The sequence below is a fragment of the Pseudomonas sp. GW456-12-1-14-TSB6 genome (assembly GCF_059424205.1).
In genome coordinates, this window is sequence record NZ_JBWKZE010000022.1 from 81026 (window position 1) to 106897 (window position 25872).

A 25872-nucleotide genomic window follows, 5' to 3' on the forward strand; every position below is an offset into this window, starting at 1 on the left:
CGCCGCTAAAACTTATTCCGGCAGTTTGTACGCAATCACATAGTCACCCATCTTGGTGCCCAACGAACCGTGACCACCCACCACGAGCAGGACGTATTGCTTGCCGTCCTTGCCGGTGTAGGTCATCGGGGTCGCTTGGCCGCCGGCAGGCAGACGCGATTTCCACAGTTCTTTACCGGTGTTCACGTCGTAGGCGCGCAGGTACTGGTCGAGGGTGCCGCTGAGGAAGCCGACGCCGCCGGCAGTGACGATCGAGCCGCCCATGCTTGGCACGCCCAGGGTGAAGCCGATCGGGATTGGCGAGCTGTCGCGGCTGGTGCCGTTTTTGCGTTTCCAGACGACTTTGCCGGTGGTCAGGTCGATACCGGCGACGTAGCCCCAGGCCGGAGCCTGGCACGGTACGCCCAGTGGCGACATGAACGGGTGCATGATCACCGCGTATGGCGCGCCGGTGTTCGGTTGAACGCCAGCGGTTTCGCTCTCGCGTTTGCTGCCGGCCGCGACTTTTTCGCGAGGCACCATTTTCGAGACGAAGGCCATGTAGTTCGGGCTGGTGAACAGCATCTGGCGAACCGGGTCGACCGAGACGCCGCCCCAGTTGAACACACCGACGTTACCCGGGTAGATCAGGCTGCCCTGTTCCGACGGAGGCGTGTATTGGCCTTCGTAGCGCAGTTCCTTGAACTGGATGCGGCACAGCATCTGGTCGAACGGGCTGGCGCCCCACATGGCTTTTTCGGTCAGTTCCGGGGCCAGCAGGTTCAGGTCCGAACGGGCCTGGGTCGGGGCGGTGTGGTCGCCTTTCACGGCGCCTTGGGGAACCGGGATTTCCTTGATCGGAATGATCGGCGTGCCGTCACGACGGTCGAGGACGTACAGGCTGCCCTGTTTGGTCGGGGCGATCAGCGCAGGTTTGATGCCGTCGGCGGTTTTCATGTCCAGCAGGGTTGGCTGGCTGCCGACGTCCATGTCCCACAGGTCGTGGTGGGTGAACTGGTAGTTCCAGCGCACTTTACCGGTGGCCAGGTCCAGAGCCACGATGCCGGCGCTGAATTTCTCGGCGCCCGGGGTGCGGTCGGCGCCCCATTGGTCCGGGGTCTGGTTGCCCAGTGGCAGGTAAACCATGCCGAGTTTTTCATCGACGCTGGCCAGCGACCACATGTTGGCCGAGTTGCGGCTGTAGGTTTCGCCTGGCGCCAAAGGCTCGGTGGCGTCTGGCTTGTCGCTGTCCCAGTTCCAGACGAGGTGACCGTCACGCACGTCGAACGCGCGGATCACGCCCGATGGCTCGTTGGTCGATTCGTTGTCGGTCACGTGGCCGCCCATGATCACCAGATCACGGGTGATAGCGGCAGGCGAAGTCGAGTAGTAACCACCGGCAGTGAACGGGCCGATGCCCTGGGTCAGGTCAACCACACCGTTGGTGCCGAAGCCTTCGCAGATCTTGCCGGTGTCGGCATTCAGTGCGATCAGGCGTGCATCGGCAGTCGGCAGGTACAGGCGACGCGGGCAGGCCTGGGCGACGGCTTTGCCGGCCTCGGAGATGACAGCGGAGGCTGCGTTTTCAGACTTGGCGTAAGCGGCTTCGTCGTAGTACGACACGCCACGGCAGGTCATGTGGGCGAAGCCCTTGAAGCCGACCGGGCTTTTGATCTGCGGGTCGAAGCGCCACAGTTCCTTGCCGGTGTCCGGGTCCAGCGCCAGCACTCTGCTGTGGGCGGTGCAGGCGTAGAGCATGCCGTTGGCTTTGAGCGGGGTGTTTTCGTTGGTCAGCTCGACCGGGTCATCGGCGGTCGGCAGGTCGCCGGTCTGGATGCGCCAGGCTTCCTGCAGTTTGCCGACGTTGGCCGGGGTGATCTGCTTGAGTGGCGAGTAGCGGTCACCGAACTCGGTGCGGCCATAGGCCTGCCAGTCGCCATCAGGCATGGCTGGCGCGGTGCTGGTGGTGTCGGCGGTGTCGCGACCCAGTTCACCAAAGATTTCGCCCGGGTGGGTGAAGAGGCTGGCCAGGGCGGTGACGCCGGCCAGAATCACGGCCACGGTCAGGCCGCCGGTGCCCATCGGCGCAGGGCCTGCGAGCAGCAGCGGACGACGGAACCACGGCAGCAGCATCACAAAACCGAGGACAAACCACAGCGCCAGACGCGGCACCAGTTGCCACCAGTCCAGGCCGACTTCCCACAGCGCCCAGACGGTGCTGGCGAACAGCACGATGGCGTACAGGCCCAATGCTGCGCGGCGACGCATCAGCATCAGAATGCCGGTCAGCGTGATGCCGATACCGGCCAGCAGGTAATACAGCGAGCCGCCGAGCGTACTCAGCTTGATTCCCCCGGCCAGCATGGCCAGGCCCATCAGCAGAAGCAGAATGCCGAGCAGGTTCGGCAGAAGACGGCTTCGACTCGAAGCACCTTCAGTGCTCATAGTGTGATTCTCCGTGACGTTTATGTAGTCCCGCGCTGTAGTCACTTTAGATGACGATTGGGCGCAGGCATGGTTCAGATAAAAACTTGTCTTGCTATCGAATTTCTTTCGCAGGACTGAGCCGCGTGCGCTGGATTAGAACGACGACTGGATCTTGATCCCGCCGATCAGCGCGTCGTCGACCTTGTCCACACCGCCCGGATGGCGGATGTATTGCAGGTTCGGGCGCACGGTCAGCCAGTTGGTGACGTGCACGCCGTAATAGAGTTCGGCGCTGTATTCGGTGTCCTGTGGGGGCAGGAAGGACGGATCGTCGTAGTCGTAGACAGCGCGGGCCTGGTTGGTCGCCTCGGCGTTCTTGCGGTACGCCGGGTTGACGTGGACGCGGGCCAGGGCGAAGCCGATGTCATCTTTTGCGCGGGCGTCGAACGGGCCCTTGTAGACCACACCGGCCTGGACGTAGTTGTCGATGGCGTTGGTCTTCTTGTCATGCATCGTGCCGTTGGCAAACACGCTCAGACCGCGGGAGTTGTCACTGGCCACGCTGGTGATCTGCTGCTGCACGCCGAGCCACACGCCATGCTTGCTCGAAGCGCTGCGATAGGCTTCGCCGCTCAGGGCAGCGGGCTGGCCGTTGCTGTCTTTATAGGCATCGGTGGCCTTGGCGTTGCTGTAGTAGTAACCGGCGCGGTATTCGCCCGGCAGGCCGTTGAGCTTCGGTTTCCACACCAGTTCGATCGGCAGGATCGCGCCCTGGGTGCCGCTGCCACTGAGCTTGAAGCCATTGCCACGATCGAGGTTCGACGGGTTTTGCTCATAAGCGCCGACTTGCGCGTACAGCTCTGGCGTCAGGTGATATTTGACGCGCAGCGCCCATTGGCTGACCGGCCAGTTGTACCAGATACCGCCGACCCAGTTGCCGACCTGCGAGCCACAGAACGCCAGGTTCTGGAAGTCGCACGGGAAGCTGTTGAAGTCTTCGCCTTCGCCGAAGCGGCCGACCTTGATGTCGAGCTTCTGGTCGAAGAATTTCTGCTGGTACCACATCTGCGTCAGGCGGGTGGTCTGGCCACGGCCCCAGACTTCCTGGGCCGAGGTGAAGCCGCCGACGCGCGGGTCGTTGATGCGGTCGTTGCTGATGTTGTTGCCGCTGCGTTTGGTCACGGTCAGCTGAAATTCAGCGTCGTTCCAGCCCAGCAGTTTTTGCAGGTCCAGATGGGTGCCGAGGCCCCATTGGTCGCTGTAGCGCGCGGTGCGGTCGTGGTCGTAGCCGCCGTGCAGGTTGCTGCCCATTTCGCCGGTGTAGTCGAGCTTGAAGTCGATACCTTTTGCCGCGAGTTCGCTGCGGGTGCCGTTCCAGTCACCGAGCATCCACGATGATTCACTGTCGAAGGCCGGGGCGGCCTGAGTGCAGGTGGCGAGGCCAAGGGCGGTGCAGCCGCCGATCAGGCGCAGGGTGGAGATAGCGCTGTCTCGGGAGAACGGAAAATCGGGCATGAATAGGGTCTTTCTTGATCTTTTTGGGGGATAAGCTGGCCGCTACGATTTGACGCAGGCAGTGAAGCGGTTCAGCAGAAGGGCGGCAGGATAATGTCCTGTTACAAAAACACAAAGGGCTTTTGCTGACATGAACCCTTTCGGATTCGGTAACAGTGCGGCAATACAGCGCATTGCGGGCATTGGCGCAGACCTGCGATCTTCTCCGGTTGGCCTACATTTAACCCAAGGGCTTCCACCCGCCCATGCCCTCGGCTAAGGTGCGCGGCTTCTGTATTTTCACTTCGCCCAAAGGCCCGGCATGAACGACCACAACCCCGATCCGCTGCACGGCGTGACCCTCGAACAGATCCTCAATGCACTGGTGACCCACTACGAATGGTCGGGCCTGGCCGAGCGCATCGACATCCGTTGCTTCAAGAGCGATCCGACCATCAAGTCGAGCCTGACCTTTTTGCGCAAGACGCCATGGGCGCGGGAGAAAGTCGAGCGGCTGTACGTGAAACTGATGCGCACCAAGCGACCACTCTGAGATGGACGCCGTATTGCGGCGACGCCTGATTACTTCGGCTGCGGTGCTGGGCTGGGCCGGGCTGGTGATTCAGCTGTACCTGATTTTCTTCGCCCGGCTGAGCGTCGGCGCCAGTCTGCTGGGCGGGCTGGTGAGTTTTTTCAGTTACTTCACCGTGCTCACCAACACCCTGGTGGCGGTGGTGCTGACCTGCGCGGTGACCGAGCGCGAATCCGCTGCGCGGCGCTGGTTTCTGCAACCGTGGGTCAGCAGCGGGATTGCCGTCAGTATTGCGGTGGTGGGCCTGGCTTACAGCATTCTGCTACGACATCTGTGGCATCCGCAGGGTTGGCAATTTATCGCCGACGAATTGCTCCACGACGTGATGCCGCTGCTGTTTCTGGCTTATTGGTGGTTGTGCGTGCCGAAGGGCAGCTTGCGTCTGAAGCACCTGCCGCTGTGGCTGATTTATCCGCTGGTGTACTTCGCCTATGCGCTGTTGCGCGGGCATTTGCTGGGGGCTTACGCGTACCCGTTCATTGACGTGGCGCTGTTGGGTTATCCACAGGTGTTCGTCAATGCCGGGGGGATTCTGCTGGGGTTTGTGCTGATTGCGTTGCTGGTGATTGGCATCGACCGCTGGCAGGGGCGGCGCCTTTAGCAGCGCCGCCGCTCGTATTCACTCCTCTTCGGAGCCCTCGGCGCGCCAGTAACCGACCGCTTTGACGAACTTCTCGTCGAGTCCGTGCTCATCGAGCAGCACCCGGCGGATCTGCCGCGAAACCTTGGTCTCGGTCGCCACCCACGCATACAGATTGCCCTTGGGCACCTGCAACTGTTTGACGGTCGTCAGCAGATTGTCCTTGCCACCCTCACGCAAAACCCAGATCACATTGACCTGCGCCGCGCTTTCCAGGGTTTGCTGCTCCTTGCCGTTTTCCACTTCGATCACCACCAGCGCCTTGCGATTGGCTGCCAGCCCTTCTAGGCGGCGGGCGATGGCGGGCAGGGCGGTTTCGTCGCCGATCAGCAGGTAGCTGTCGAAAATGTCCGGCACGATCATCGAGCCACGCGGGCCGCCGATGTGCAGGAATTGCCCGGGCTTGGCCTGTTCCGCCCAGGTCGAGGCAGGGCCGTCGCCGTGCAGGACGAAGTCGATGTCCAGCTCAAGCTTGTCGAGGTCGTAGCGGCGCGGGGTGTAGTCGCGCATTTCCGGCATCGGCACGTCGCTCTTGCCGGCGCCGAGCACCAGGGTTTCCAGCGCCGCGGCCTGTTCGGCGTTCTGCGGGAACAGCAGTTTGACGTGATCGTCGGTACCGAGGCTGATGAAGCCGGCCAGTTCCGGCCCGCCGAGGGTGATGCGGCGCATGCGCGGAGTCAGGTCGACGACGCGCAAGACTTCCAGGCGACGACGTTTGATTTCATGCATGACGCGGTGAATGGTTTGGGTATCGACTGCGGTCATTCGGCTTTCTCCGGGGCAGATTGAACGGCGGGGCCGTCGACGATGGCTTTGGCGGTGTCGTTGAGCAGGTCGCGCACCCGCAGGATTTCTTCCGGGCTCCAGCGTCCGTGGTGCATCTGCAGGGCATGGCGCAGGTTGTGCACCGCTTCATGGATTTCCGGCGGCCGGTCGTGGCCGCGTAGCGAGCGCTTGCTGACGTCGATGCGCATGCGCACGCCGTCCAGGGCCACCGCCTGTTCGCTCAGGGACTGGCGACCGGCATCGGTCACGGCGTAGCGTTTTTTCCCGCCCTCGGCATCGCCGCTGATCATTTCGCTTTCTTCAAGGAAGGTCAGGGTCGGGTAGATCACGCCGGGGCTGGGGCTGTAGGCGCCGTCGAACATGGTTTCGATCTGGCGGATCAGGTCGTAGCCATGGCAGGGCTGTTCGGCGATCAGCGCCAGCAACAGCAGTTTCAGATCGCCGGGGGCAAACACCCGTGGTCCGCGACCGCCGCGCTCGCGGCCGTGGCGTTTTTCGAAGCCGTCACGGCTGTCGCCATGCTCGCGGTGGGGGGAATGATGGTCTCTCATTTCAGTCTTCTCTCGTCATATTTAGATACAACGTAAGATATATCTTTAAGTTGCGGCAAGCGTTTTTTTCACATCGCGCTTGCGCCCTGACGAGTGGCTGCCCAGCCTCAAGAGCTTTTTCGCGAGCCCACGAAGCGAGTGGCTTTCTGTAAACGCAATGACCACAAAGTTAAAGTTGTCACTCTATAAATGATTGAGCATATGCTCTAGAAAGTGCCATTATCGCCGGGTTTGTTAGTTGCAATTGCTGTATGGTTTTTTATCAGAAAGTGTATGTAGGGTCTGGCTTACAGTTAGTGACACGAATATTTGAAAATGCGCGTTTTTTCTTTCTGGATGTGAGCATGTTTAACTACATGTTCGTGGGAAGTTGCCTGCTTACTTTCCGGTGATAACCGTCGATCATGCCCCGGCGTTGAAAGTTCAAACCGGCACGAACCGTCCGGGCGAGCGTTGTTTTGAACTTTCAATGCTCCATCCTTTTAAAAAGACAGGGTATGAATGATGTTCAAGAAAATCGCAATGGCTGCTCCACTGGCTGCACTGGCACTGGGTTCTTCCATGGTATTTGCCGCCGGTGAAGCGCGTCACTCCATCAGCCTGGTGGCCCACGTGCCAACCAACGGTTTCTACGTGGTGCCGGTCGACCCTGACCTGGTCAGCAAGGATCAGGACATGAGCTTCAGCCCGATTACCGGCACCATGAAACCGGTCAACGGCTTCTTCGATGTGCGCAACAACAACGGCTCGGTACACGGTTCTCTGGAAGGTGTACCGAAACTGGTCGGTGGTTCGAGCGTTATCGATCTGGAAGTCAAGTTCAATAATGTGGTGCTCACCCAAACTCCGCAAATGGTCGTCGGTGAAGCCGAGTCCGATGTGAACTATCGTGCACCGGTAAGTATTACCGCCAAAGGCACTAACTACACTCCGGGTGACTACACCGGTTCGGTGACCATGATGTTTGACGCTGTTACTCCGGTGGCCGGTGTCAAGCTCTGACTTCTGAAAAGTAACGAAAGCCGACTGACAGAACTTTCTGTCAGTCGGGCTTCCTGTGTGTTTTGTAATCAGAGTAACTGTTCATGTTTCCGATGACGCCCATCGCGGCTGCGCTTGCGTTGCTGTTTTGTGCCGCAGCTGTGGCGGCACCTGCGGCTTCCGGTACGACACCGCGAAGCCTGTTGGCTCAGGCCAAAGGTTTGCCGACGGATTTTGAAGAGCACTTTTTTGATGTTCCCCTGGCCGTGCGGGTGGAGCTCGATCAGCAACCGCTGGGCGAGGCCATGGTGGTCTTGTCCCGTGACGATCGCCTGACACTGCTGGAATTCACCGATACCCATGACAGTCGTTTCAGTGCTGCAGAACGCGACGTCTGGGCCAGCTACCTGAAACCGGGGGTTGCCCTCGGCGCCTGCACCGGGCAGTGCCCCGAACAGATGCTGGCGGTGCACTACAACCTGGAAAGCTCGCTGGTATCGATCGTCACCGAAAACGCCGAGCGCGACACCGAGGCCAAGCGCTTCTATGACCAGCCCGACGGCGGCAGCAGCGGTCTGATCGTGCGCAACCAGCTCAATCTCAATGGTGGCCAGGAACAGGATCTGGGCGGGCGTTTCGGCCTGGAAGCCAGCGCCAGCCTCGGGAACTGGAGCCAGACATTCAACATGCAGCTGGCCCGTCTGGGCGGACCGGATGACCAGCTGTATCACGCCGTGCATGAACTGCACACGCAGCGTGAGCTGCAGGGCAGTTTCGTGCGTCTGGGCTACTTCACGCCGGCATCCGAAGGCCTGACCCGTCAGCCCCGCACATTTGGTACAAGTCCTGATACGACCGTGGGCGTGATGTACGGCAGTTCGGACAGCCTGGCGATCAATTCGCCAAAGCCGAGCATCTATCCCATCTATGTGACGGCCAACCGTCAGGCATCGGTGGAGGTCTATCGCGACGGGCTGTTGATCAATACGCAGTCGGTGCCGGCAGGCTTGCAGACCCTCGACACCCGGCCATTGCCCGGCGGAATCTATGAAGTCGAAGTGCGCCTGATCGAGGATGGCCAGACCACCTCGACCACCCAGGAGCTGGTGTACAAGCCGAACAACTGGCGCAACCTCGACGAGCGCTGGCGCTACAACCTGTTCGCGGGGCAGGAAGCCAAGCTGCTCAGCAACTGGGACCGCCAGGCCAGCGGCGACCCCACGGCGGGGGCGTCGATCAATTACCTGTGGCACCCACGGGTGATTCTCGGACTCTCGGCTCGCCAGATCCGCGAAAAGCTGCAATACGGCACCTCCATCGACTGGACGCTGGCCAACAGCGTCAGCCTGTACGCCAACGTTTACCAGACTGAAGACCACGGCACCGGTCTGGACGTGCAGGGGCTTTACAACTACGGCGCCGGCAGCCTTGTGATCAGCCATAACCGCAGTTGGCTGGATACCACCGACATCTATGACACGCTGCCTGACGGCACGCGAGTGCGTCAGCGCAATGTGTTCATCGGCCAGACCAGCAATTCATCGCTGGCACTCAATCACCGGGTCAGCAGTAAAAGCTCGATCAATGCCCGTGTGTCCCACAGTGAAGGCAACACCGAAGGATTCGGCGTGGATCTGGGCTGGACTCAGCGCACCGTACTGTTCGGCAGCGATGCCAACTGGCGGCTTTCGCTGTTCGATCGTCCCGGCAGCTTCAGCAGCGGCGATGCGCGCAATCGCGGGGTCGACCTGAGCCTGAATCTGGCGCTGGGCGGGCCGGGTCAGCAGATCACCGGCAGCATCGGCTCACGCACGGCGCGAGAGGGTGGGCGCGACAATAATGCATCCCTCGGCTGGCGCATGAATCTGCAGGATCACGTGCTGCAAAACGTCTCGGTGACCGCGCTCAGCGACACTTATGGCCTCGGCCTGTCCAGCCTGGCGAGCTTTCGCACGGACTCGGTCAACGGTGACGGCTTCGTGCAGCGCTCGTCGTACAACGGCAATTTCACCGGCGGTCTGAACCTGGACAGCACACTGGTGATGGGCGGCGAGCGGATGGTGCTGACCAGCCAGCATGACATGCGCGGCGCCGGCATGATTGTCGACGTCGAGTCCGATATCGATGACATCGCGCTGCGTGCCGATGACTACAGCGGCGGCAGCGCACCGCTGAGACCGGGCCGCAACTTCATCCCGATCACGGCTTATCAGAACAGTTCGGTGAGCTTCGACTTCGAGGGCAATACCGTTCCGGCCGCCACGATCGAGCCGGCTCGCACCCGCTATCACATGAACAAGGGCGGCGTGGAGTACCGCAAGGTGCGCGTGATGAGAACCATGACCGTGCTCGGGCGGCTGGTCGACGCCCAGGGACGTCCGCTCAAGGGCCACCATGTGATCAACCACGCCAGTCGCGGGGTGACAGAGGTCGACGGTTTCTTCTCGATGGAAATGAACGCCGGCTCCCCCACGCTGGAGGTGCGTCAGGGGCAACAACTGCTCTGCCAGTTCCGCCTCGACGCCGACCGCCACCGCAGCGAAAACAATGTGTTGATGATCGGTGATCTGCGTTGCACGCCCGATACGTTGGCCGATGTCAACGCAACCGATCAGAAGGCAGGTTGAATCCATGAAAAAGTCTACATGGTGGCTCGGGTTGCTCGCGGCGGCGAGCACCTTTCCGGCAGGTGCCGTGAATCAGGAGATCCGCGCCCTGTTTCAGCCCGATCCGGCGCATCCGAACAAGAACGTGTTCATCAACAAGACGCCGAGCAGCGGTTATTGCGCCATCTATCCCGAACAATGCGCCGACAACCAGGTGTTCAGTATCGAGTTGCCCGTGCGTTTCACCTCCAGCCGCTTCATGACGGCCGGCTTTCCACTTTCACTGAAAGTGCCCGCCAGCTGGAGACAAGTGACGGTCACCAATCAGGACACCCGGGAAACCGAAATTGTCGAAATGCGGGTCACGGGCATCGGCTCCCGGTTCGAGCTGAGCGACAGCGCCGCCAATCTGGTCGGTGTATCGGACATCCTTGAAGGTCATCAAAAACTCTGGACCACCAGCAGTTGGGTTTATGCACCGGCTCCGTGTCAATACAGCGGCGTGGGTGCTTACTCGCCCACTGCTTATCGGTTCTTCTGGAAAACCCCCGTGGAAGCTGCCTGTACCAAGGTGGCGGCTTACCTCATTCCCGGGATGGTTTTCCCAACCCTGGATTTCGCCTATGAACTGCGCACACCCAATCCGCTGCGCATGTCATCCGGGCTCTACACCGGGTCTTTGAATTACACCCTTGGGCCAGGAGGGGACTTCGACGTCGGCTCGCAAATGTATCCGGATGACAGCCTTCTTACGCTGGATTTCGTCCTGGACGTTCAACACACCCTGAAGGTCGATCTGCCACCCGGTGGCAACAAGGTGTCCCTGGAACCTGCCGGCGGCTGGCAGAGCTGGCTGGAAAGCGGTCGCCGACCGAGCCGGATCTACCGCGACCAGCCGTATTACCTGTCGGCCTCGTCACGTTTCAAAGTGATGATGCAATGCAACTCTCTGGGCGGTACGGAATGCCATATGGGCAGTCCGACGGGACGCAGTGCCAGGGTGGAAACGACGATGACGGTACCGCCGGGGATCTCCGGCCCCGGTGGTGCCGACGGCTGGAGCGGCAGATTGCAATACAACACCTGGATTGGCCCGTTCCAGCCTGTTCAGTACGTCGATCGCAAGGCGGGCAACCTGCGTTTCGAGATACCCGAACGATATTTCTATAGTTTTCTGCAACCCGGGGTCAGCGACACGCTCACGGGCCATATCACCATTATCTGGGATTCGGAAATCTGACGAGCCGGATCGATCTCTTTTCATTTTCAAAAGGGTTGAAAACGATGACACGCCTGTTTCTGCTTTTACTGCTCGGTCTGCCTGGCGGGCCCGTACTGGCCGGGCCGCAAATCAATGTCGGCACGGTGTATGACTATCTGGACGGCAACAAGAGCACCTACCTCAAACGTGTGTTCAACAGTGGTGACAGCACGGCGTTCGTCAAGGTGAACGTGCTGGAAATCGTCTACGACGCCGAAGGCAAACCGCAGGAAGTCCCGTTGGAAAATGCAGCCGACGGAGGCTCTCGCGATGGCGTGATGGCGAGTCCGGCGCGTTTGATCGTTCCGGCCGAGGGCATGCAGGGAACGCGACTGCTGTACATGGGCGAGCGGACACGCGAGCGCTACTTCCGTGTGCGTTTCGTACCGGTGGTGCCGGAAAAGGAAGACGCCTTCGTGGTGGGGGACGAGGAGCGCGAGGACTATGCCAAAAGCATGTCGGCAGGGGTGAACCTGATGACCGGCTTCGGCACGATTCTGTTCGTGCGCCCCAAGGACACTCGCTTCCAGACGACCGTGGAGGAAAACGACCGCCGTTACGAACTGCGCAACAACGGCAACTCCGTGGTGATCGTCGATGAGTTCAAGAGCTGTTCGCTGAGCAATGACACCGATTGCGGGGCGGTGACCAAACACCATGTCCTGGCTGGCAAGTCGTTCGGGTTCGACAAGGAGAAGGGGCGTGAATACCGCTTTTTTCTGATCGAGGGTGACAGCAAGAAAGCACTCAAGGTCGCGAGTCGATGATCCGCCCTCCAAGGACGCAGCAGGTAACAAAGACATGAACAAACAATGCGCGCGCCTGGCGCTGATGGTCGCCGGCAGTCTGATGAGTGCTCTGGCCGGTGCGGCCCGGGAAGAACACGTCTTCGAAGTGTCGCTGACGATTCCGAGCCGGCCGTTCTACATCATTCCCAGCGAACCGGACTGGGTGCATCGCACGCAGCAACTGCACTGGGACTATCCCTCCGAAACTCTGAGCACCCTGAGCAAGCATTTCGACGTGCGGCACGACACCAGTGCAATCGAGGCGCGTCTGGACAGCCCCGCCTACCTGTCGAACGGCCGCTCGGGTGAAGAGATCTGGCTCAAGGTCAGTTTCAATGGCGTTGTGTTGGGACCCGAGGTGCCCCCGCGAGAAGTGGTCTCGAAGGAAGACGCGGCCATCGGTAAACGGGTCCTGCTGGAAATCGAACCGGTGAAGCCTGCCGGTGGGTATCGACCAGGAGACTACAGCGGCAATGTGATGCTGCTGTTCAATGCACGGGCACCCGGCGCATGAACATCACCCGACTCCCTTTATTGTTCGGCCAAAGATTTTTAACGATGAATAGATCCACAGCAGGGATAGGCCTGGCTGCGCTGCTGGGTATGTCAGTGACGCACGCTGCGAATCAGGAAATCCGGGCGGTGTTTCAACCCGACCCTTCCAAACCCGGAAAAAACATGTTCATCAACACGACGCCGAACAGCGGCTATTGCGCGGATTATCCCGCGCAATGTGCGGCCAATAAAATGTTCAGTATTCGTACGCCGCTGATTTTCCAGGCCATTCGTTCTCTGATGCCCGGAGATGAGGTGTCGCTGCGTGTCCCTTCCAACTGGCGTCAGGCGGTGGTGACCAACCGGGATACACAGGAGACAGCCATCGTGGAGGTGCGCATGATGGGTGTCGGTTCCCAATACTATCTGAGCGATCCGGCGACCAGTCTGGTCGGGGTTTCTGACCCGGCTGAGGCCCATGGCTTGCTGTGGGGGACTAACTGGGCCAACGCAGCCCCCCCCTGTCAGAATTCCGGTGTCGGTTATTACACCGCCACGACCTTCGGCTTTTTCTGGAAAACGCCGGTCGAGGCAGCCTGCGTCAAAGCCGCTGCCTACCGGATTCCGTCGATGGCGTTTTCCACACTGGATTTCGCCTACGAGTTGCGTACACCCAATCCTCTGACAATGTCCACCGGGCAATACACCGGCTCGATACCTTATATCCTTGGCTCGGGTGGACAAATCGACTTCGGCCCTTTGTTGAGGCCCGTGGACAGCCACCTGATGCTGGACTTTGTTCTGGATGTGCAGCACACCCTTAAAGTCGACCTGCCACCGGGCGGAAACAAGGTCTCGCTGGAGCCTCAGGGTGGCTGGCAGCGCTGGCTCGCCAACGGCAGCCGTCCTGCGCAGATCTACCGTGACCAGAATTTTTTTATCTCCGCCTCCGCCCCTTTCAAGGTCATGATGAAGTGTGATTCCTTCCAGGTTTTCGGACCCGATTGCCGCCTGGTCGGAGAGTCGGGCGCCACCTGGGTTCACACACTGCTCAGTCTGCCCGGCGGTATTACCGGGCCTGGCGGAGTACCGGTCAGGAATGTGCAGTTGATGAACAATGCCTGGGTGGGGCCGTTCCAGCCCGGCCACTACGTGGAGCGCAAGTCGGGCAACCTGCGGTTCGAGATGCCTCAGGAGGCCATGGATTTCATGTTTCGTCCCGGCGTCAAGGGTACGTACAAGGGGGACATCACCGTCATCTGGGATTCGGAAGTGTAGGCACAGGGTGTTGCCCCGGGAAGGCCTTGGCAACCGGGCCTTCCGGAGGCTGGGCGGGCTGACGTGTATCAGATGCCAGCCCGGGCCATCGCTTCACGCGTCAGTTGTCTGCTCAGTTCCCGTTCCTGATAACCGATGTCCCGTTGCCGGCTTTCGAACTCTTCCTGACTCATCTCCTCGCCGGTCAGCACTTCATCCAGCGGGACGGACAGTTTTTCGGCCAGTTTGACAAGCCGCTTGAGCACGTCCGTCGGTTCCTGACCCTGGCTTTGCGCTTCCTGCCACTCCTTCGTCAGGGACAATAATTCCAGCTTGTCCTGATGAAGCTCGGTGTTGCGAGCGAAATCACTCGGATATTGCTTGCGCAGGTATTGCTCCCAGAAGGGTTGCTCGATCATCTGGTTGACCAGACCGTCGCCCGCTTCCGCGTCGATGATCGTAGCGTATGCCTGATCGATGGTTTTATCCGTGACGCCGGCTGTCGGGCGAAAGTTCATGGCTTCGGATTGCCATGGCAGTTCCAGGCGTTTGGCCAGCCCGGTTTCATAAGCCAGGTGGACCTCGACCTCATCGGGATTGCCTCCTCTTTGCCGGATATCGGCCCGTGCAATCCCGGTGACTTGCTCAAGGCGGGCGGAGCCTTTGGCCAGTTTCACCAGCTTGCCTTCGACTTCGTCAGCGCTGACTGAAAAGTGCCGGGCCTCCGAAGCCAGCACCTTCACCCCCATGTTGTTGAAGAGCTGCGCACCGGCATCTGCGCAACCTTCGGGTTCGGTGGACATGAGGAACAGTTCTTCGCGTAACGGGGTGTCGATTTCAATGGCATTGACCATGCGCCAGACACGATCGGTGAGTTGCGCTTTCGCACGGCCTCCCTGCTTGTAGTCGGCCGATCGAGTAAGTCCTTCCAGCACGGTGAAGAAGCCGAGGGAATCGGGTTCGTTCACCAGATAGTGCCAGGCCTCCGGTCGATAGGCACCGGTACCGGGAGATTCGCTGTACATCGATGCATCGCTGGGCGGTATCCACATCAACATCAGATCTTCGGCGGGCTGCTGATACCTTACCCTGGGACTCATCCCCACTGATTCGCGGTACAGTCCGTACGACTTGCGTACCTCTGGCGTAAGCTTTGTCCGATCGACCCGGGTGCGGGCAATGAGAAAGGCCTTGTCCGAGCCCGGGGCAACTTCGGGAATCGAGTGGAGCCGGTTTTTCAGCAGATCGAGGAAAAAGCCCTTGGGCCTGGGATGGCTGAACAGCCCCGCCGGCCAGGCGGTGATATTCGTATTGGCCAGGTTCAGCACCTTGAGTTTCGGCATATGCTGAATGGGCGGCGAGTCGCCCAGGGGATTGTTGTCCAGTCTCAGGGTTTCCAGATGCTCGAGGTTCTGCAGCTGTTCGATGGCGGGCGGAGTCAGTTCGATCATGTTGTCACTCAGGCGCAGGGTTCTGAGCTGACGCTGTTGGCCGATGCTGTCGGGCAGCGTTCTCAAACCGCAGTTTCTGGCGCTGAGCTGCTGCAGATTGGGGAAGTCCTTGAGCAGGCCGCTTGGTCCGGGTGAGAACTGCTGGCGATCCAGATTCACCGTAGTGACTTGTTGCAGAAAGGGTTTGAGATCATTCGGCATCTGTTTCCACCAGCGCTCGAGGTCGCTTGGCAGGACTTCCGTGGACAGGTCAAGGGCATACCCGTCTTCCAGACTGGAGCTGCGTTCACCGAAAACCTCGGACTTTCGGTCGAAACACTCCATCAGGCGCTCCGCGATGAGCCTGCCACCCTTGCGCTCGTAATCCCAATAGGCGTCCGGCAAGCGTCCGCCGTCATCCGGGTCATAGTCCTCCAGATAGCGCTGGCGCCAGTTCTCGAGTTTTTGCTTCAGCTCCTCGCGCTCCTGTTTCAGGCGTGCGATTTCCTGATGCGGGTCGCCTTTGGCATGCAGTGAGCGGGTGAATGCGGCCACCTCGTTTTCATCGAAGTGCGGATACATCTCCTGCACTTTGGTTTCGACGGTTTTTTCCGCGAACGGCCAGACCTTCGACAATCCCGGACCTCGTAGCAGCAACTCGGTGTCCCGTGGCACAACGGCGCGCAGGGGGGGGCGGGCGAGCAGAGTCCGACGTTCGGTCGGGGGGGCGGTTTTGACCGTGACCCATTGTCTGAACATTTCTCCCTGGTCAGTGCGATAGCCCAGCGCAGCACGTTTGTCTTCGGGCAGGGCCAGCAGGACAGCTTGATAGAAATCATCGGCGTCATGCTGCTTTCGCTGAGCGGCATCCAACACTTCGTAGCGGCCGCGATCGTCTCTGATCAGCGTGCGCACGGTGCCCGCTTCTTCGGGGCCGGTGCTGGAACGTAGTGGCCCGTCAGGGGTTCCGTCCCGGACTTCGATACGCAAGTCGCCGAAGGTGTCGGTGTGAATCTTCAGGGTATTGAGGATGAGCCGTTCGGTATCCGGTACCAGCAGCGCGGGTTCGTGCAGGCCCTCGACGGCGCGCGTCGCACGGGTTTCGAAAGCGCTTTCACGGGCCATGTTCTTCACGCGCAGCGGAATACGCTGTTGTTCGGCGATGATTTGCCGCTCGCCATCCGTTGCCCGTTCCAGCAATGGACGCGCCACCGAGGACGGCAGTTGTGGAAATTCGCTTTGCAGCAGGTGCACCTGTGGATCGTCGGAGCGGTCCTGAAGACGGTATTGGTAATCGAAAATCTCGGGTGTCCGGGTTTCCACGGCGTGCGCCAGTTTGTCCCGCAAAGCCTGGACCTGCCGGTCGCGGGGATAGGGACTGCCCAGCAGGGCAGTCATGTCCTGTTCACTCAAAAACGCCGTCAGTCGCTCCGGCAGTCGGCCGCTTGTCATGTCCGCCAGGCTGATGTTCAGGGTGTTCTCAGGCGTGACGCCTGAATGACCGTACTGGCGAAAGGCGCCACTGAGGTCCGCGTTTTCATAGACTCTCAAGCCCTTCTCGACGGGCCATCCCGGCAAGCTTGGGGCGATGGTCTCGAACCAGAACGAACCGGCGGGCAGCGGCTGTCCGGTGCGCACCAGGTGGCTCAAGCCACGGGTACGTTCCCAGGTCTTGAAGCGGGTGAGGGTGTCAGCCAGCAACGGAGGCGGGGCGGCGTTTTCGACGTGCATGCGACGCAGCGAGTCGTCGGAGGTACCGCTGATGCTGCGCAGCTTTTCCAGTTCGGCGGGGTTATAGCCCTCGGTGGAGTGCCCCAGACGCTGCATCAGTTGCGATCCCTCCCAGTCTTGCGGCTTTTCGCCTTCCAGAGTCCAGGCCCCCTGGCCGTTATGCCGGGCTTCGGGCCAGTAGGCCTGGGCGCGTGTCGGGTGAACGATGCGATGCGTCTCGCCCTGCGGGTCGAGTTGCACTTCGTAGTGTTTGCCTTCGATGGGCAGGAAGGTCTTGCCCGAATGACGATGCAGGCCAAGTGCATCGGGTTTTGATGTCTCTGGCAGCGCCAGGCCCAGTTGCTCGTAGGGCGTGAGGTCGGGGTGCCACAGGCGCGTCTTGCCGTCGATCGAACGCACCGGTTTCATATTCTCGACCAGGGGCGACAATTTGAGCCGGAATGCACTGCCGATGTTCGAGCCGGCGTTGAATGCCGCCAGTTGCAGGATATCGGTGATCACACCCAGCACATGCTCGCCGAATTCGGCGTAGTGCCCCTGAATCAGATCTCCTACCCCTTCGATCGCTTCGTTGATGATTTGAAACGCGGTATAGGCCAGCATGGCTTCGCCCAGCAATGGCACGAAAGGGGTCACGACCAGCAACGCCACACTGAAGATGTCGGAAGCGATTTTCTTGAAGTTTTCCCACCAGGCCCAGCGTGCGCGGCTGTCTGCGTCCGCTGTGGACACGGCGATGACTCGGGCGTCGTTGAGGATCTTGTTGAGTTGTTGCTGGTAGAGGTAAGTCCACAGCGGTTCGGTGATCGGGGGCGCGCTGAATTGCAGTTGTGGTTTGTCCACAGGCGTTTCACGCCAGGAGGGGCGGGGATCGCCTCGTTCCTTTGGATACCATTTGATGTAAGTGAGCCGCTGTTGAAGGTCGGCGAAGAAATGGCCGCGCTGTTCGTGATCGACGAACTGACTGAAAAACTGGCGATACGTGATACCGCTGGACTGCGCGGTCTGGTTGTCTCTCAGCTGGCGGCTCAGTTCGTTCATGAATTCGATCGTCGAGGGGTACTCCTTGAGCGGGTGTTCGGGATCCTGTGGCACGTAGGCGATCATTGTCTGCGAGTGCTGCTTCTGATCGGGATCGGGCCGGATGATCAGGATCCCGGTGAAGTTCAGGTCCATCATGCCCAGCTCGCACACCTTCATGGCTTGCTCGCCCAGCTTCAGGTGCTCCTGACCTTCGAGCAGGTCCCGAATGAGCAAATGGGCCTGCCGGCCGATATCTTTTTTGGCCAGCGCAATGTGCGCGGCTGCCTTTAGGGCCGCTTGCTGACTGCGCTGGACTTGCAGTTTCAGAAAAGCCTGGGCGACCGGCTCCCTGTTGAGCAGATGTTCTTCGAGGTGGGCCTTGTATTGCGCACCGATATCCAGCTCCCGACACAGTGACTGGAACTGGCTCACACTGATGATTTTGTCGATCGGTGAAATATCGAACAGCTCACGGGCCGCATCGGTCTTTTCCAGGAACGCGGAGTGTTTCTCGAATGTTTCGTCGTAGGCAAAGTTGTGCAGTGCTGCATCCAGCAATGAAACTGTTCTTGCGGTATAGCCGGGTATAACTTGAATGGCCCACCAGCTGCTTTCCCGGGAAACGTATAACCGCAGATAAGTATTTTTTACGTCGACATCGATGTTGAATTTTTCAAGCAGCTTTGCCTTCAGCAAAGGTTCGGCGAAAGCCTGAATGTCCTTCAGTTTTGCGAGTGTATTGTCGATCGTGTTTTGTGCATTCCAGGCTTTCCTGTTGGCATTGTTCATGCGTTCCAGGTGCTTGGGCGGTGCTGCGCTTATCCACTTTTCATTGCGCAGGGGCACTCGCCTCAGTGCGTGACTTCGATGCAATTGCATATCGAGAAAAACGGAGTCGATGTTCGACTTAATCAAGTCGTAATGTTGCCCTTTGTTTTCAATTGTTGCGGTCATTGCTAAAGCCTTGAGTCAGTCGGAAGTTTCAAGGCTAACGTTCGGGGATGGGAATGATTAGTTTAAAAGCTGGTTGTACAAGTGCGGTTTTAATAGCGGGTCCGATTGAATATTGGAATGTTTAAAACATATAAATAACACCCGGGCGTTTTCAATCCGGCACAGAGGCGCGCGCATTCAGGGAAGCCACTCTCGATGCCTCGGGCGGCAGACATTGCGAGTCGCTGCCCGGTTGCAGGTAAGGCATCAGGATCGGCGCCATGCCCTTGAGCACCTGCACCGGCAGGGCCGAGGTGAATTTGAAATTCTCGGCCGAGCGTCCCGGAACGAACGCGGTGAGCGTGCCGAAATGGTGGTCGCCGATGTAGAACACGAAGGTCGCGGTGCGGTTGATCGACTTCGAGCTGAGAATCCGCCCGCCGGAGCCAATCGCCTCGATCCGGTTGTCGCCGGTACCGGTCTTGCCACCCATGACCAGCGGTGTTCCATCGTTCAGTTTGAAACTGCCGGAAACACGTTTGGCGGTTCCCGAGTCCACCACTTGCGACAGCGCTTCACGCATCGCCGTGGCGACTTCGGACGGCATCACCCGTTTGCCCACATGAGGGTCATTGACCAGTTTGGTTTCGTAAGGCGTGCCGGCGGCAAAGTGCAGGCTGTCGATGCGCAGGGTCGGCATGCGCACACCGTCGTTGAGGATGGTGCCGATCAGCTCGGCCAGCGCAGCGGGGCGGTCGCCGGAGCTGCCGATGGCGGTGGCCAGCGACGGCACCAGGTGATCGAACGGATAGCCGACTTTCTGCCAGCGCTGATGGATCTCGAGGAACGCCTCGATCTCCAGCATGGTGCGGATCCGGCTGTCACGGGCACCCTTGTGCCTGCTCTTGAACAGCCAGCTGTAGACTTCCTGACGCTCGAACTGGCTGGCCTTGACGATGTCCTTGAAGGTCGCGTCGGGGTGGTTGAGCAGGTAGCCGATCATCCACAGGTCCAGCGGGTGAACCTTGGCGATGAAGCCCTGATCCGGCAGGTCATAGGTGCCGGGGCCGTAGGCCAGGTAGAGCCGTTCCAGGCGTTCGTCGGTGAGTTTTTCGGTGAGCTTGGCGCCTTTCAAATGCGAACGCACGAAGCTGTTGAAATCCTCCTGGCTGGCGTTGGGCAGCAGGTAACGGTGCACGGCAGCCATGCGGATCGGGGTCGGGCGCATGCTGTCGAGGAAGGTGTCGAGCCGGGCCTGGGTGTCCTTGTTGCGGTACTTCTTCCAGAACTTGAGCAGGAACGAAGTGCCTTCGCGGTCGGCGAACGAGGCGAGGTATTCCTGACGTCGCGGGTCGCGGTCGTCCTTGAGCAGCTCGGCGCTGTTGTTGGGGCCGGAGTAGGTGGTGTAACGCACCAGGTCACGCATCAGACGAATGAACGGCAGGTTGATCGACTCACGCAGGGCATCGCGCAGGGTCGGCAGGCGGCCGTTGTCTTCCTTGCGAAAGTTATGGAACGTGTGCAGCCCGCCACCGGTAAAAAAAGCTTCGCCGGGACTGGCTGAGTATTTGCGATCAAGGGCTGCGCCGAGCAATTTCGACAGGTCGCGATCCTTGTTCTGGATCAGGTAATCGACCACCCACCGGCTCAGGCGATCCTGTTCCGGCACGTCGACTTTTTTCAGTTCCTGCAAGGTCATGGCGCCGTACTTGTCATGCAGCTCGGCGATGATTTGCAGGTAGGTGGTCAGCACCCGCATCTTGGCGGTGGAGCCCAGTTCCAGCTTGCTGCCCTCGTTGATATCGAACGGTTGGTCGGTGCTGTCGGTCTGCACCCGCACGCGCGAGCCGTCCGGCGTCAGCTCGAACAGGGTGAAGCTGTAGCGCACCTGAGTGGTGCTGGTGGGCGTCAGCAGGCGTTCGCCCATCAGGCCGACTTCGGTCGCATAGGCCGGGTCAGCCAGTCGTTTCAGATAGGCGGTGGCCTGGGTTTGCAGTTCGCCTTGCAGGGTGCTGGTGGCGGACAGGTCGAGGCGGTCGAGGTCATACAGCGGACGGTTGAGCATCGACGCCAATCGACTGCGGGCGACACTGATGCCTTTGTTGGTTTCGATTGGCTGGATCGTCGGTTGGGTCTGCCAGTCGCGATAGCTGATGGTGCTGGCCAGCGCCGCATCGGCCAGGGCGGCGTCGATCACGCCGTTCTGTCTGAGCAGGCGCAGGTGGCTGTTGGTCAGTTCGACCAATTCTTCGCGGCCCTTGGTCAGGTAATGCGAAGGGCGGCGCTGGGCGATCATCAGCGAGAGCATTTCGCGCAGAGCCAGGCCCTTGTCCGCCATGGACTGCGGATCGGTCGCCGAGCTGGAGAGTTTGCGGTTGGCCTCGTTGAAATCGGCGCCGTACCAGACCCGCAGGCCCTCGGCCATGCCGTGCACTTCGCCATGCCCCGGCACGGCCGACAGCGGCACGCTGTTGAGGTAGTCACGAATGATGTTCTGCCGTGCCGGCAAGGTGTCCGGGCCGCCCTGATAGGCGCGCACGCTGGCGGAAATCATCTGGCGGATCTTCTCTGCACCGGACACCGTCAGACCATCGGGCGAGTGGCGGTATTTCTCAAGCTGGGTGGCCAGGGTACTGCCACCGGCCGACTGCCCCGGCAAGTGCAGCAACTTGGCGACTTGCGACCACGCGGCCATGCCGAAGCGCGGCCAGTCCACCGCCGGGTTGGCCAACGGTTGTTTTGGATCGAGCAGAAAACGGTTTTCGATGAACAGCAGGCTGTTGACCACCACCGGTGGAATCGACTCGAAACTCGCGTACAGCTGTTGCGGATAGTTGTACTGATAGAGCGGCGCGGCGCGGCAATCGGTGATCGACAGGCCGGCCTGGATCTTCTCGGAATAGGGCACGAACAGGCCCTTGTCGGTGTAGTTGAGCAGGGCCGGAGAGAAGCGCGTCTGCTCGGTGATCACGTAGTTGCGCTTGATCAGCCGTGGCAGGAACTCGTCCAGCGAGCTGTACCCCAGACGCAGGTCGAACGGCCCGTTGCCCGGATAGCGGATCGCTTCGCTGGGCCCCGGCTGCAATTCGTATTTGAGTTTGGCGGCGTACTGGCTGACCTCGCGGGACTGGAAACGCGAGGTGCGCATTTCCTTCATCGCGGCCAGGCCCACGACAATCGCGATGATCACCACCAGAAGCCAGAAAGCCTTCCACCCGTGCCGGTTGCGGCGGGGTTTTTCAGGTAAAGGCGCTTCATCCACACGTTCAGTCGGAACCACTTTTTCACTCGAATCGGTTTGCCACAAAGCGCCCATAGTCGATTGATCCATTCACGCAGATTGATCGGACTTGACTGAAGCTTAGTCGCTGGTTGGCGTCGGTGAAAAAATTGTGAAGGTCATCGAGCGGAGACGGGATCGAGCGACGGGGCGGTGAGGATCCGAGGCGCACAGGTATCGTCGCGTCTGTATCGGGAAACATAACAAGGTGAGCAAAAAGTTTCTGACTGACGCTCGCCAATCTGGAAAAAAGTTGTCTGGTTTTGCAATTAATTGATGTGTTTTTCAAGTGTCAAATTCAAGTTGGGTGTTGTTTATTAAATGCTCATTTCTTAAGTTGGAGTTTCATCGTGGGTACGTACTTCCGGTCTTTTGCACGCTTCGCGCCTGCAGTAATTAATAATGTTGAAAGTTTAACCGATGAGTATTCGGAAGTGGTCCTGGCAGCAATTCCACCCGCGCTTGTTAATATGTCGAAGTCCAATCTTGAGATGTTGAAAAAGATTACACCGTCGACACCTGATTGGCTGAAAAGCGCTTCGCCTCAACAACGGGCGGAGGCACGCAGGGCCATAGAGGAAAGCGTGGCCGCGCACACTGCATTCAGTGCCCTGATGGACCAGGTCAAGTCCCCGGAGGCGTTCGCCGAGCCACTGCTCAGGGCGAAGCTGAAGGACGAGACGGGATTTGATATTGAGCTGCAGAACTTTTGGCTGGCATTCTCTCCTTCTTCGATCCCCTCTTCGCATCCTCCGACTGAACGTTACACGTTTTTGCAAGCAGCCCTTCACAACTTCGATGAAGAAGAAACGGACTTCAGGTCATTTTCCCGTATCGGTTGGGAAGCCTATCAACCGACCGATATGCGGATCAGTGCACTTCGTTTCATCGAATTGTGTCGAGAGCTGGATGTCGGCCAGCTTTATCAGGCCCATATCCGGCAAGCACTGAAGCTGGATGATGCGACGGGTCTTAAAACGCTGAGTGATGCCTTCACTGCTTATCAGAGCGCTTCGTTGAAAGCGTCAAGTCATGTTGCTGTGCTCAAGGGCGATATTGAGGCCAGACATCATCGGGCCCTGCTTGAAGTAGCTGACGGCAAAAAAGATGTGAAGGTTGACGGCAAGTCTCTCTGGTATCGCGGCATTAGCTTCATGAATATGCCATTGGAAGGTTGCGCGATTTTCGAGATTGCCGATCCGGAAGACGATAGCGTTCTCGATAAATTGCTGCCAACTGTTGATGGATTCTGGCCAAACGACTTGATCGTCTGGATTCCTGATGATCCCGATCATCCGCTGAAACTTTATCCGAAGCTAACGGCACTCAAGTCTCAACTTGTCAGCCAGTTTGTGCGCAAGCCTCAGGATGAAGAGGCCGACCCGCAAGCACCGACCGACTATCAGGTGTTTTTTAGCCGCTTCGTAAAACATAAAGACCGGCCGAAGTTTTTTTCCAGCTTTACCGAACTCGTCACTGCGAACGGTCCGAAAATCCGTCGTCAAAAAAAGGAGCCGGACTTTCTCCTGCAGGAGCTGATAGTGAGCCCTTCAGGCGATCGCTGGGATACGAGCCTCGACATCTGGCAGGTATCTTTCAGACGCTTCAGGCATCGATTATTGGCTGATGCACGCAGTGCCGCTGTGCCTACCGCTGACGCTGATGCTCGCGGGCGCCGTGCCTGGCTTTCACAACTCCTGGACATTGGTTTGATGGCGTTGAACCTGGTGTCTTTCGTGGTGCCCGCAGTCGGGGTTCTGATGCTCGGCGTCACGGCGATTCAGCTCATGGATGATGTTTTGGAGGGAATTGAGGATTTGAGCCTCGGCGACCGGGAAAACGGTTGGCAGCTCATCCACGGGGTTCTGGTGAATCTGGCGATCATGGGGGCCGGGGCCGCGTTGATCGGGAAACTTGCATCGGGAGGCCGCACGGAGTTTTTGCCGATCGAACTGGAAAATGGACAGAAACGGCTCTGGAAACCAGACCTGGCGGCTTACCGGAGCAAAGTGTCGCTGGCCGATGTCGAGCCCAATGCTCGCGAGCAGTTTCTCGTCGCGAACAAACTGTATGTACGCGTCGAAGGACACGTTTATGAAAAACGTTTCGATCCAGTAACCAACGCTTGGCGCATCGTCCATCCTCGCAACCCCAACGCTTATCAGCCTTTGCTTTCCGAAAGTGCAAACGGCTGGAATCACGGCCCGCACCGCCCCGTACCGGCACTGTCGCCCGAACTCCCCCCCGTTGCGCCCGTTGACGGGCACGTTCTAACGGGCGAAGGGGCTTCGCTTGACGTCGCTCCCGCACATCCCCCGGCGGTGTCGGGCATCGATAACCGAGTCAATGCCCGATACGCGGTCGAGGAGTCGCTGATTCTTGGACTTCAACCGGCCAAAGGTGTTTATCGCAGTGTCGACGGGCAATGGTGCTACATCCGCAACATCGACGATGCCGGCGTCGTCTCGGTGTATCGGATCCGTGATTCGTTCAATCTCAACGCCGAGATCATGGACGTCAACATTGTTGATCCGCAGAGTAATCGTGCGACAGAGCTGCGCCTGCGCGAGGTCGCGCCCGATCAATGGCAACCTCTGTCGTTGAGAGGGGGGGCCAGGCCTGACAACTTACTGGCTAAAATAGCTGCTTTCGAGCGCAAGCAACTGCCCAACGGTCTATGGGAGCCGAAAATCCTAGTGGTTTCCCTGTCCGACACGAGGTATTTGCCAAGTGATTGGGGGCCCATGCATGAGCTTCCGTTTTCCATCGAACCGACCAGCATTCACCAGGCACTCGAGATGTCCGAGTTGGGTCGACTGCCTGTTGCAACCGACTTGATGGAAGGCCCCACGGGGAAATTGTCGCCGGGAATCGCGTCGCAGCTCGACATGCGAGAGGGAGGGGGCAGCTTCCTGTTTACCATGCAGCGCATGAAGTATTCCGGTGCCGTCGAAGGGGAGTTCAATGCACTCAAAGTCATCGACCTTGAGGCGGGCGAACGCCCTGAGGGTACGAATGCGATTTCTGCGTATTGGTCGCCGCAGGGAGGCTACGTCGATGTCCCCATTCACCCTGGATGGGGGCAACCGGATCATGTTTTCACACCCGGTTTCAGCGGTTGCTCCCTGGTGGTGGAACAGATGGATGAAAACCTGCTTCGGGTCCGGCATGTCGAGGCCAGCCATGAAGCTGCCCAATACGTCGATCTGGCCCCGCAAGAGCATGGATGGGGGCTGAGTGCCGCCATGGAGCTTCCGGACTACGGACTCCGTCTGGACCAGAACGGCAATCCCGACTCGATACTGACGGGCTTCGCCTTCATGAAGTACGACCGAACGGCTCGCGTCTGGAAACTGCACTATCAATCCAATCAAGGGGCGACCGCCATTGCCCACTATTCGAAGGAGCAACCGGGCTGGTTTTCCCGTCCCGATACGCTGGTACGAGTCTTTGGCCGGACGAAAGTCTTGAAGATCAATACCCGGCCAGTGACGACCATCGAAAGGTCTGTCGCACCGGCCGGCCTGTGACGTTGCACCATTGCTGTGCAATACTCGCCGGCCATTTGCGCGGTGAATAATCCTCGAAATGCAGGATGGTTTGTCTCGTAAACCTCGT

Annotated in this window: 15 protein-coding genes; 9 read left to right on the forward strand and 6 right to left on the reverse strand. The window is 59.4% G+C overall.

Annotated elements, in window-relative coordinates; all coding sequences use genetic code 11:
• Positions 1–12 precede the first annotated feature (12 nt).
• Positions 13–2424 (reverse strand): glucose/quinate/shikimate family membrane-bound PQQ-dependent dehydrogenase, encoded by a 2412-nt coding sequence (locus AC07Y2_RS20150; protein WP_103386703.1) that lies wholly within the window; start codon positions 2422–2424, stop codon positions 13–15.
• Positions 2425–2559: 135 nt separating this feature from the next.
• Positions 2560–3921 carry a carbohydrate porin gene (locus AC07Y2_RS20155; protein WP_103386702.1) on the reverse strand — a complete coding sequence of 454 codons (1362 nt, stop codon included), beginning with the start codon at positions 3919–3921 and terminating at the stop codon, positions 2560–2562.
• 301 nt (positions 3922–4222) lie between these two features.
• On the opposite strand from AC07Y2_RS20155, the gene AC07Y2_RS20160 reads away from it, so the two are divergent.
• Together AC07Y2_RS20160 and AC07Y2_RS20165 are read left to right on the forward strand one after the other, a co-directional pair.
• Positions 4223–4453: a VF530 family protein gene (locus AC07Y2_RS20160; protein WP_007956650.1), complete on the forward strand. Its 231-nt coding sequence runs from the start codon at positions 4223–4225 to the stop codon at positions 4451–4453.
• A 1-nt stretch (position 4454) separates the two neighbouring features.
• On the forward strand, positions 4455–5093 hold the full coding sequence (locus tag AC07Y2_RS20165; protein WP_103386701.1) for a Pr6Pr family membrane protein: 639 nt from the start codon (positions 4455–4457) through the stop codon (positions 5091–5093).
• 18 nt (positions 5094–5111) lie between these two features.
• Here the strand turns inward: AC07Y2_RS20165 and AC07Y2_RS20170 are convergent, their stop codons facing one another.
• The gene (locus AC07Y2_RS20170; protein ID WP_064383885.1) at positions 5112–5897 is read right to left on the reverse strand and encodes a siderophore-interacting protein; all 786 of its coding nucleotides are present in this window, start codon (positions 5895–5897) and stop codon (positions 5112–5114) included.
• The gene (locus AC07Y2_RS20175) at positions 5894–6469 is read right to left on the reverse strand and encodes a PadR family transcriptional regulator (RefSeq protein WP_039765773.1); all 576 of its coding nucleotides are present in this window, start codon (positions 6467–6469) and stop codon (positions 5894–5896) included. Before AC07Y2_RS20175 ends, AC07Y2_RS20170 begins: the two co-directional genes overlap by 4 nt.
• A 501-nt stretch (positions 6470–6970) precedes the next feature.
• Here AC07Y2_RS20175 and AC07Y2_RS20180 point away from each other — a divergent pair.
• The 6 genes from AC07Y2_RS20180 to AC07Y2_RS20205 all read left to right on the forward strand — a co-directional run bounded on the left by AC07Y2_RS20180 (position 6971) and on the right by AC07Y2_RS20205 (position 13878).
• Positions 6971–7471, forward strand: a complete 501-nt coding sequence (locus tag AC07Y2_RS20180) for a CS1 type fimbrial major subunit (RefSeq protein ID WP_178082865.1) — start codon at positions 6971–6973, stop codon at positions 7469–7471.
• An 83-nt stretch (positions 7472–7554) separates the two neighbouring features.
• Positions 7555–10077 carry a CS1-pili formation C-terminal domain-containing protein gene (locus AC07Y2_RS20185; protein WP_039765779.1) on the forward strand — a complete coding sequence of 841 codons (2523 nt, stop codon included), beginning with the start codon at positions 7555–7557 and terminating at the stop codon, positions 10075–10077.
• 4 nt (positions 10078–10081) lie between these two features.
• Positions 10082–11296, forward strand: a complete 1215-nt coding sequence (locus tag AC07Y2_RS20190) for a hypothetical protein (RefSeq protein WP_039765781.1) — start codon at positions 10082–10084, stop codon at positions 11294–11296.
• Positions 11297–11340: 44 nt separating this feature from the next.
• Entirely contained in the window at positions 11341–12084 is a 744-nt protein-coding gene (locus AC07Y2_RS20195) for a pilus assembly protein (RefSeq protein WP_039765783.1), read from the forward strand.
• A gap of 34 nt (positions 12085–12118) precedes the next feature.
• On the forward strand, positions 12119–12619 hold the full coding sequence (locus AC07Y2_RS20200) for a CS1 type fimbrial major subunit (protein ID WP_052266521.1): 501 nt from the start codon (positions 12119–12121) through the stop codon (positions 12617–12619).
• Complete coding sequence (locus AC07Y2_RS20205) at positions 12616–13878, forward strand: hypothetical protein (protein WP_254778404.1); 1263 nt, start codon at positions 12616–12618, stop codon at positions 13876–13878. Before AC07Y2_RS20200 ends, AC07Y2_RS20205 begins: the two co-directional genes overlap by 4 nt.
• A gap of 68 nt (positions 13879–13946) precedes the next feature.
• Here AC07Y2_RS20205 and AC07Y2_RS20210 read toward each other — a convergent pair whose 3' ends face one another.
• Positions 13947–18995, reverse strand: a complete 5049-nt coding sequence (locus AC07Y2_RS20210) for an NEL-type E3 ubiquitin ligase domain-containing protein (RefSeq protein ID WP_103386700.1) — start codon at positions 18993–18995, stop codon at positions 13947–13949.
• 151 nt (positions 18996–19146) lie between these two features.
• Positions 19147–22290: a transglycosylase domain-containing protein gene (locus AC07Y2_RS20215; protein WP_085667923.1), complete on the reverse strand. Its 3144-nt coding sequence runs from the start codon at positions 22288–22290 to the stop codon at positions 19147–19149.
• A 314-nt stretch (positions 22291–22604) separates the two neighbouring features.
• Between AC07Y2_RS20215 and AC07Y2_RS20220 the strand changes: the two genes are divergently transcribed.
• Entirely contained in the window at positions 22605–25784 is a 3180-nt protein-coding gene (locus AC07Y2_RS20220; RefSeq protein WP_103386699.1) for a dermonecrotic toxin domain-containing protein, read from the forward strand.
• Positions 25785–25872 lie beyond the last annotated feature (88 nt).

Excerpts from the sequence above, each read along its gene's own strand:
- AC07Y2_RS20150 (WP_103386703.1), bottom strand. The coding sequence starts at position 2,424 with ATGAGCACTGAAGGTGCTTCGAGTCGAAGCCGTCTTCTGCCGAACCTG.
- AC07Y2_RS20155 (WP_103386702.1), bottom strand. The coding sequence starts at position 3,921 with ATGCCCGATTTTCCGTTCTCCCGAGACAGCGCTATCTCCACCCTGCGC.
- AC07Y2_RS20160 (WP_007956650.1), top strand. The coding sequence starts at position 4,223 with ATGAACGACCACAACCCCGATCCGCTGCACGGCGTGACCCTCGAACAG.
- AC07Y2_RS20165 (WP_103386701.1), top strand. The coding sequence starts at position 4,455 with ATGGACGCCGTATTGCGGCGACGCCTGATTACTTCGGCTGCGGTGCTG.
- AC07Y2_RS20170 (WP_064383885.1), bottom strand. The coding sequence starts at position 5,897 with ATGACCGCAGTCGATACCCAAACCATTCACCGCGTCATGCATGAAATC.
- AC07Y2_RS20175 (WP_039765773.1), bottom strand. The coding sequence starts at position 6,469 with ATGAGAGACCATCATTCCCCCCACCGCGAGCATGGCGACAGCCGTGAC.
- AC07Y2_RS20180 (WP_178082865.1), top strand. The coding sequence starts at position 6,971 with ATGATGTTCAAGAAAATCGCAATGGCTGCTCCACTGGCTGCACTGGCA.
- AC07Y2_RS20185 (WP_039765779.1), top strand. The coding sequence starts at position 7,555 with ATGTTTCCGATGACGCCCATCGCGGCTGCGCTTGCGTTGCTGTTTTGT.
- AC07Y2_RS20190 (WP_039765781.1), top strand. The coding sequence starts at position 10,082 with ATGAAAAAGTCTACATGGTGGCTCGGGTTGCTCGCGGCGGCGAGCACC.
- AC07Y2_RS20195 (WP_039765783.1), top strand. The coding sequence starts at position 11,341 with ATGACACGCCTGTTTCTGCTTTTACTGCTCGGTCTGCCTGGCGGGCCC.
- AC07Y2_RS20200 (WP_052266521.1), top strand. The coding sequence starts at position 12,119 with ATGAACAAACAATGCGCGCGCCTGGCGCTGATGGTCGCCGGCAGTCTG.
- AC07Y2_RS20205 (WP_254778404.1), top strand. The coding sequence starts at position 12,616 with ATGAACATCACCCGACTCCCTTTATTGTTCGGCCAAAGATTTTTAACG.
- AC07Y2_RS20210 (WP_103386700.1), bottom strand. The coding sequence starts at position 18,995 with ATGACCGCAACAATTGAAAACAAAGGGCAACATTACGACTTGATTAAG.
- AC07Y2_RS20215 (WP_085667923.1), bottom strand. The coding sequence starts at position 22,290 with ATGGGCGCTTTGTGGCAAACCGATTCGAGTGAAAAAGTGGTTCCGACT.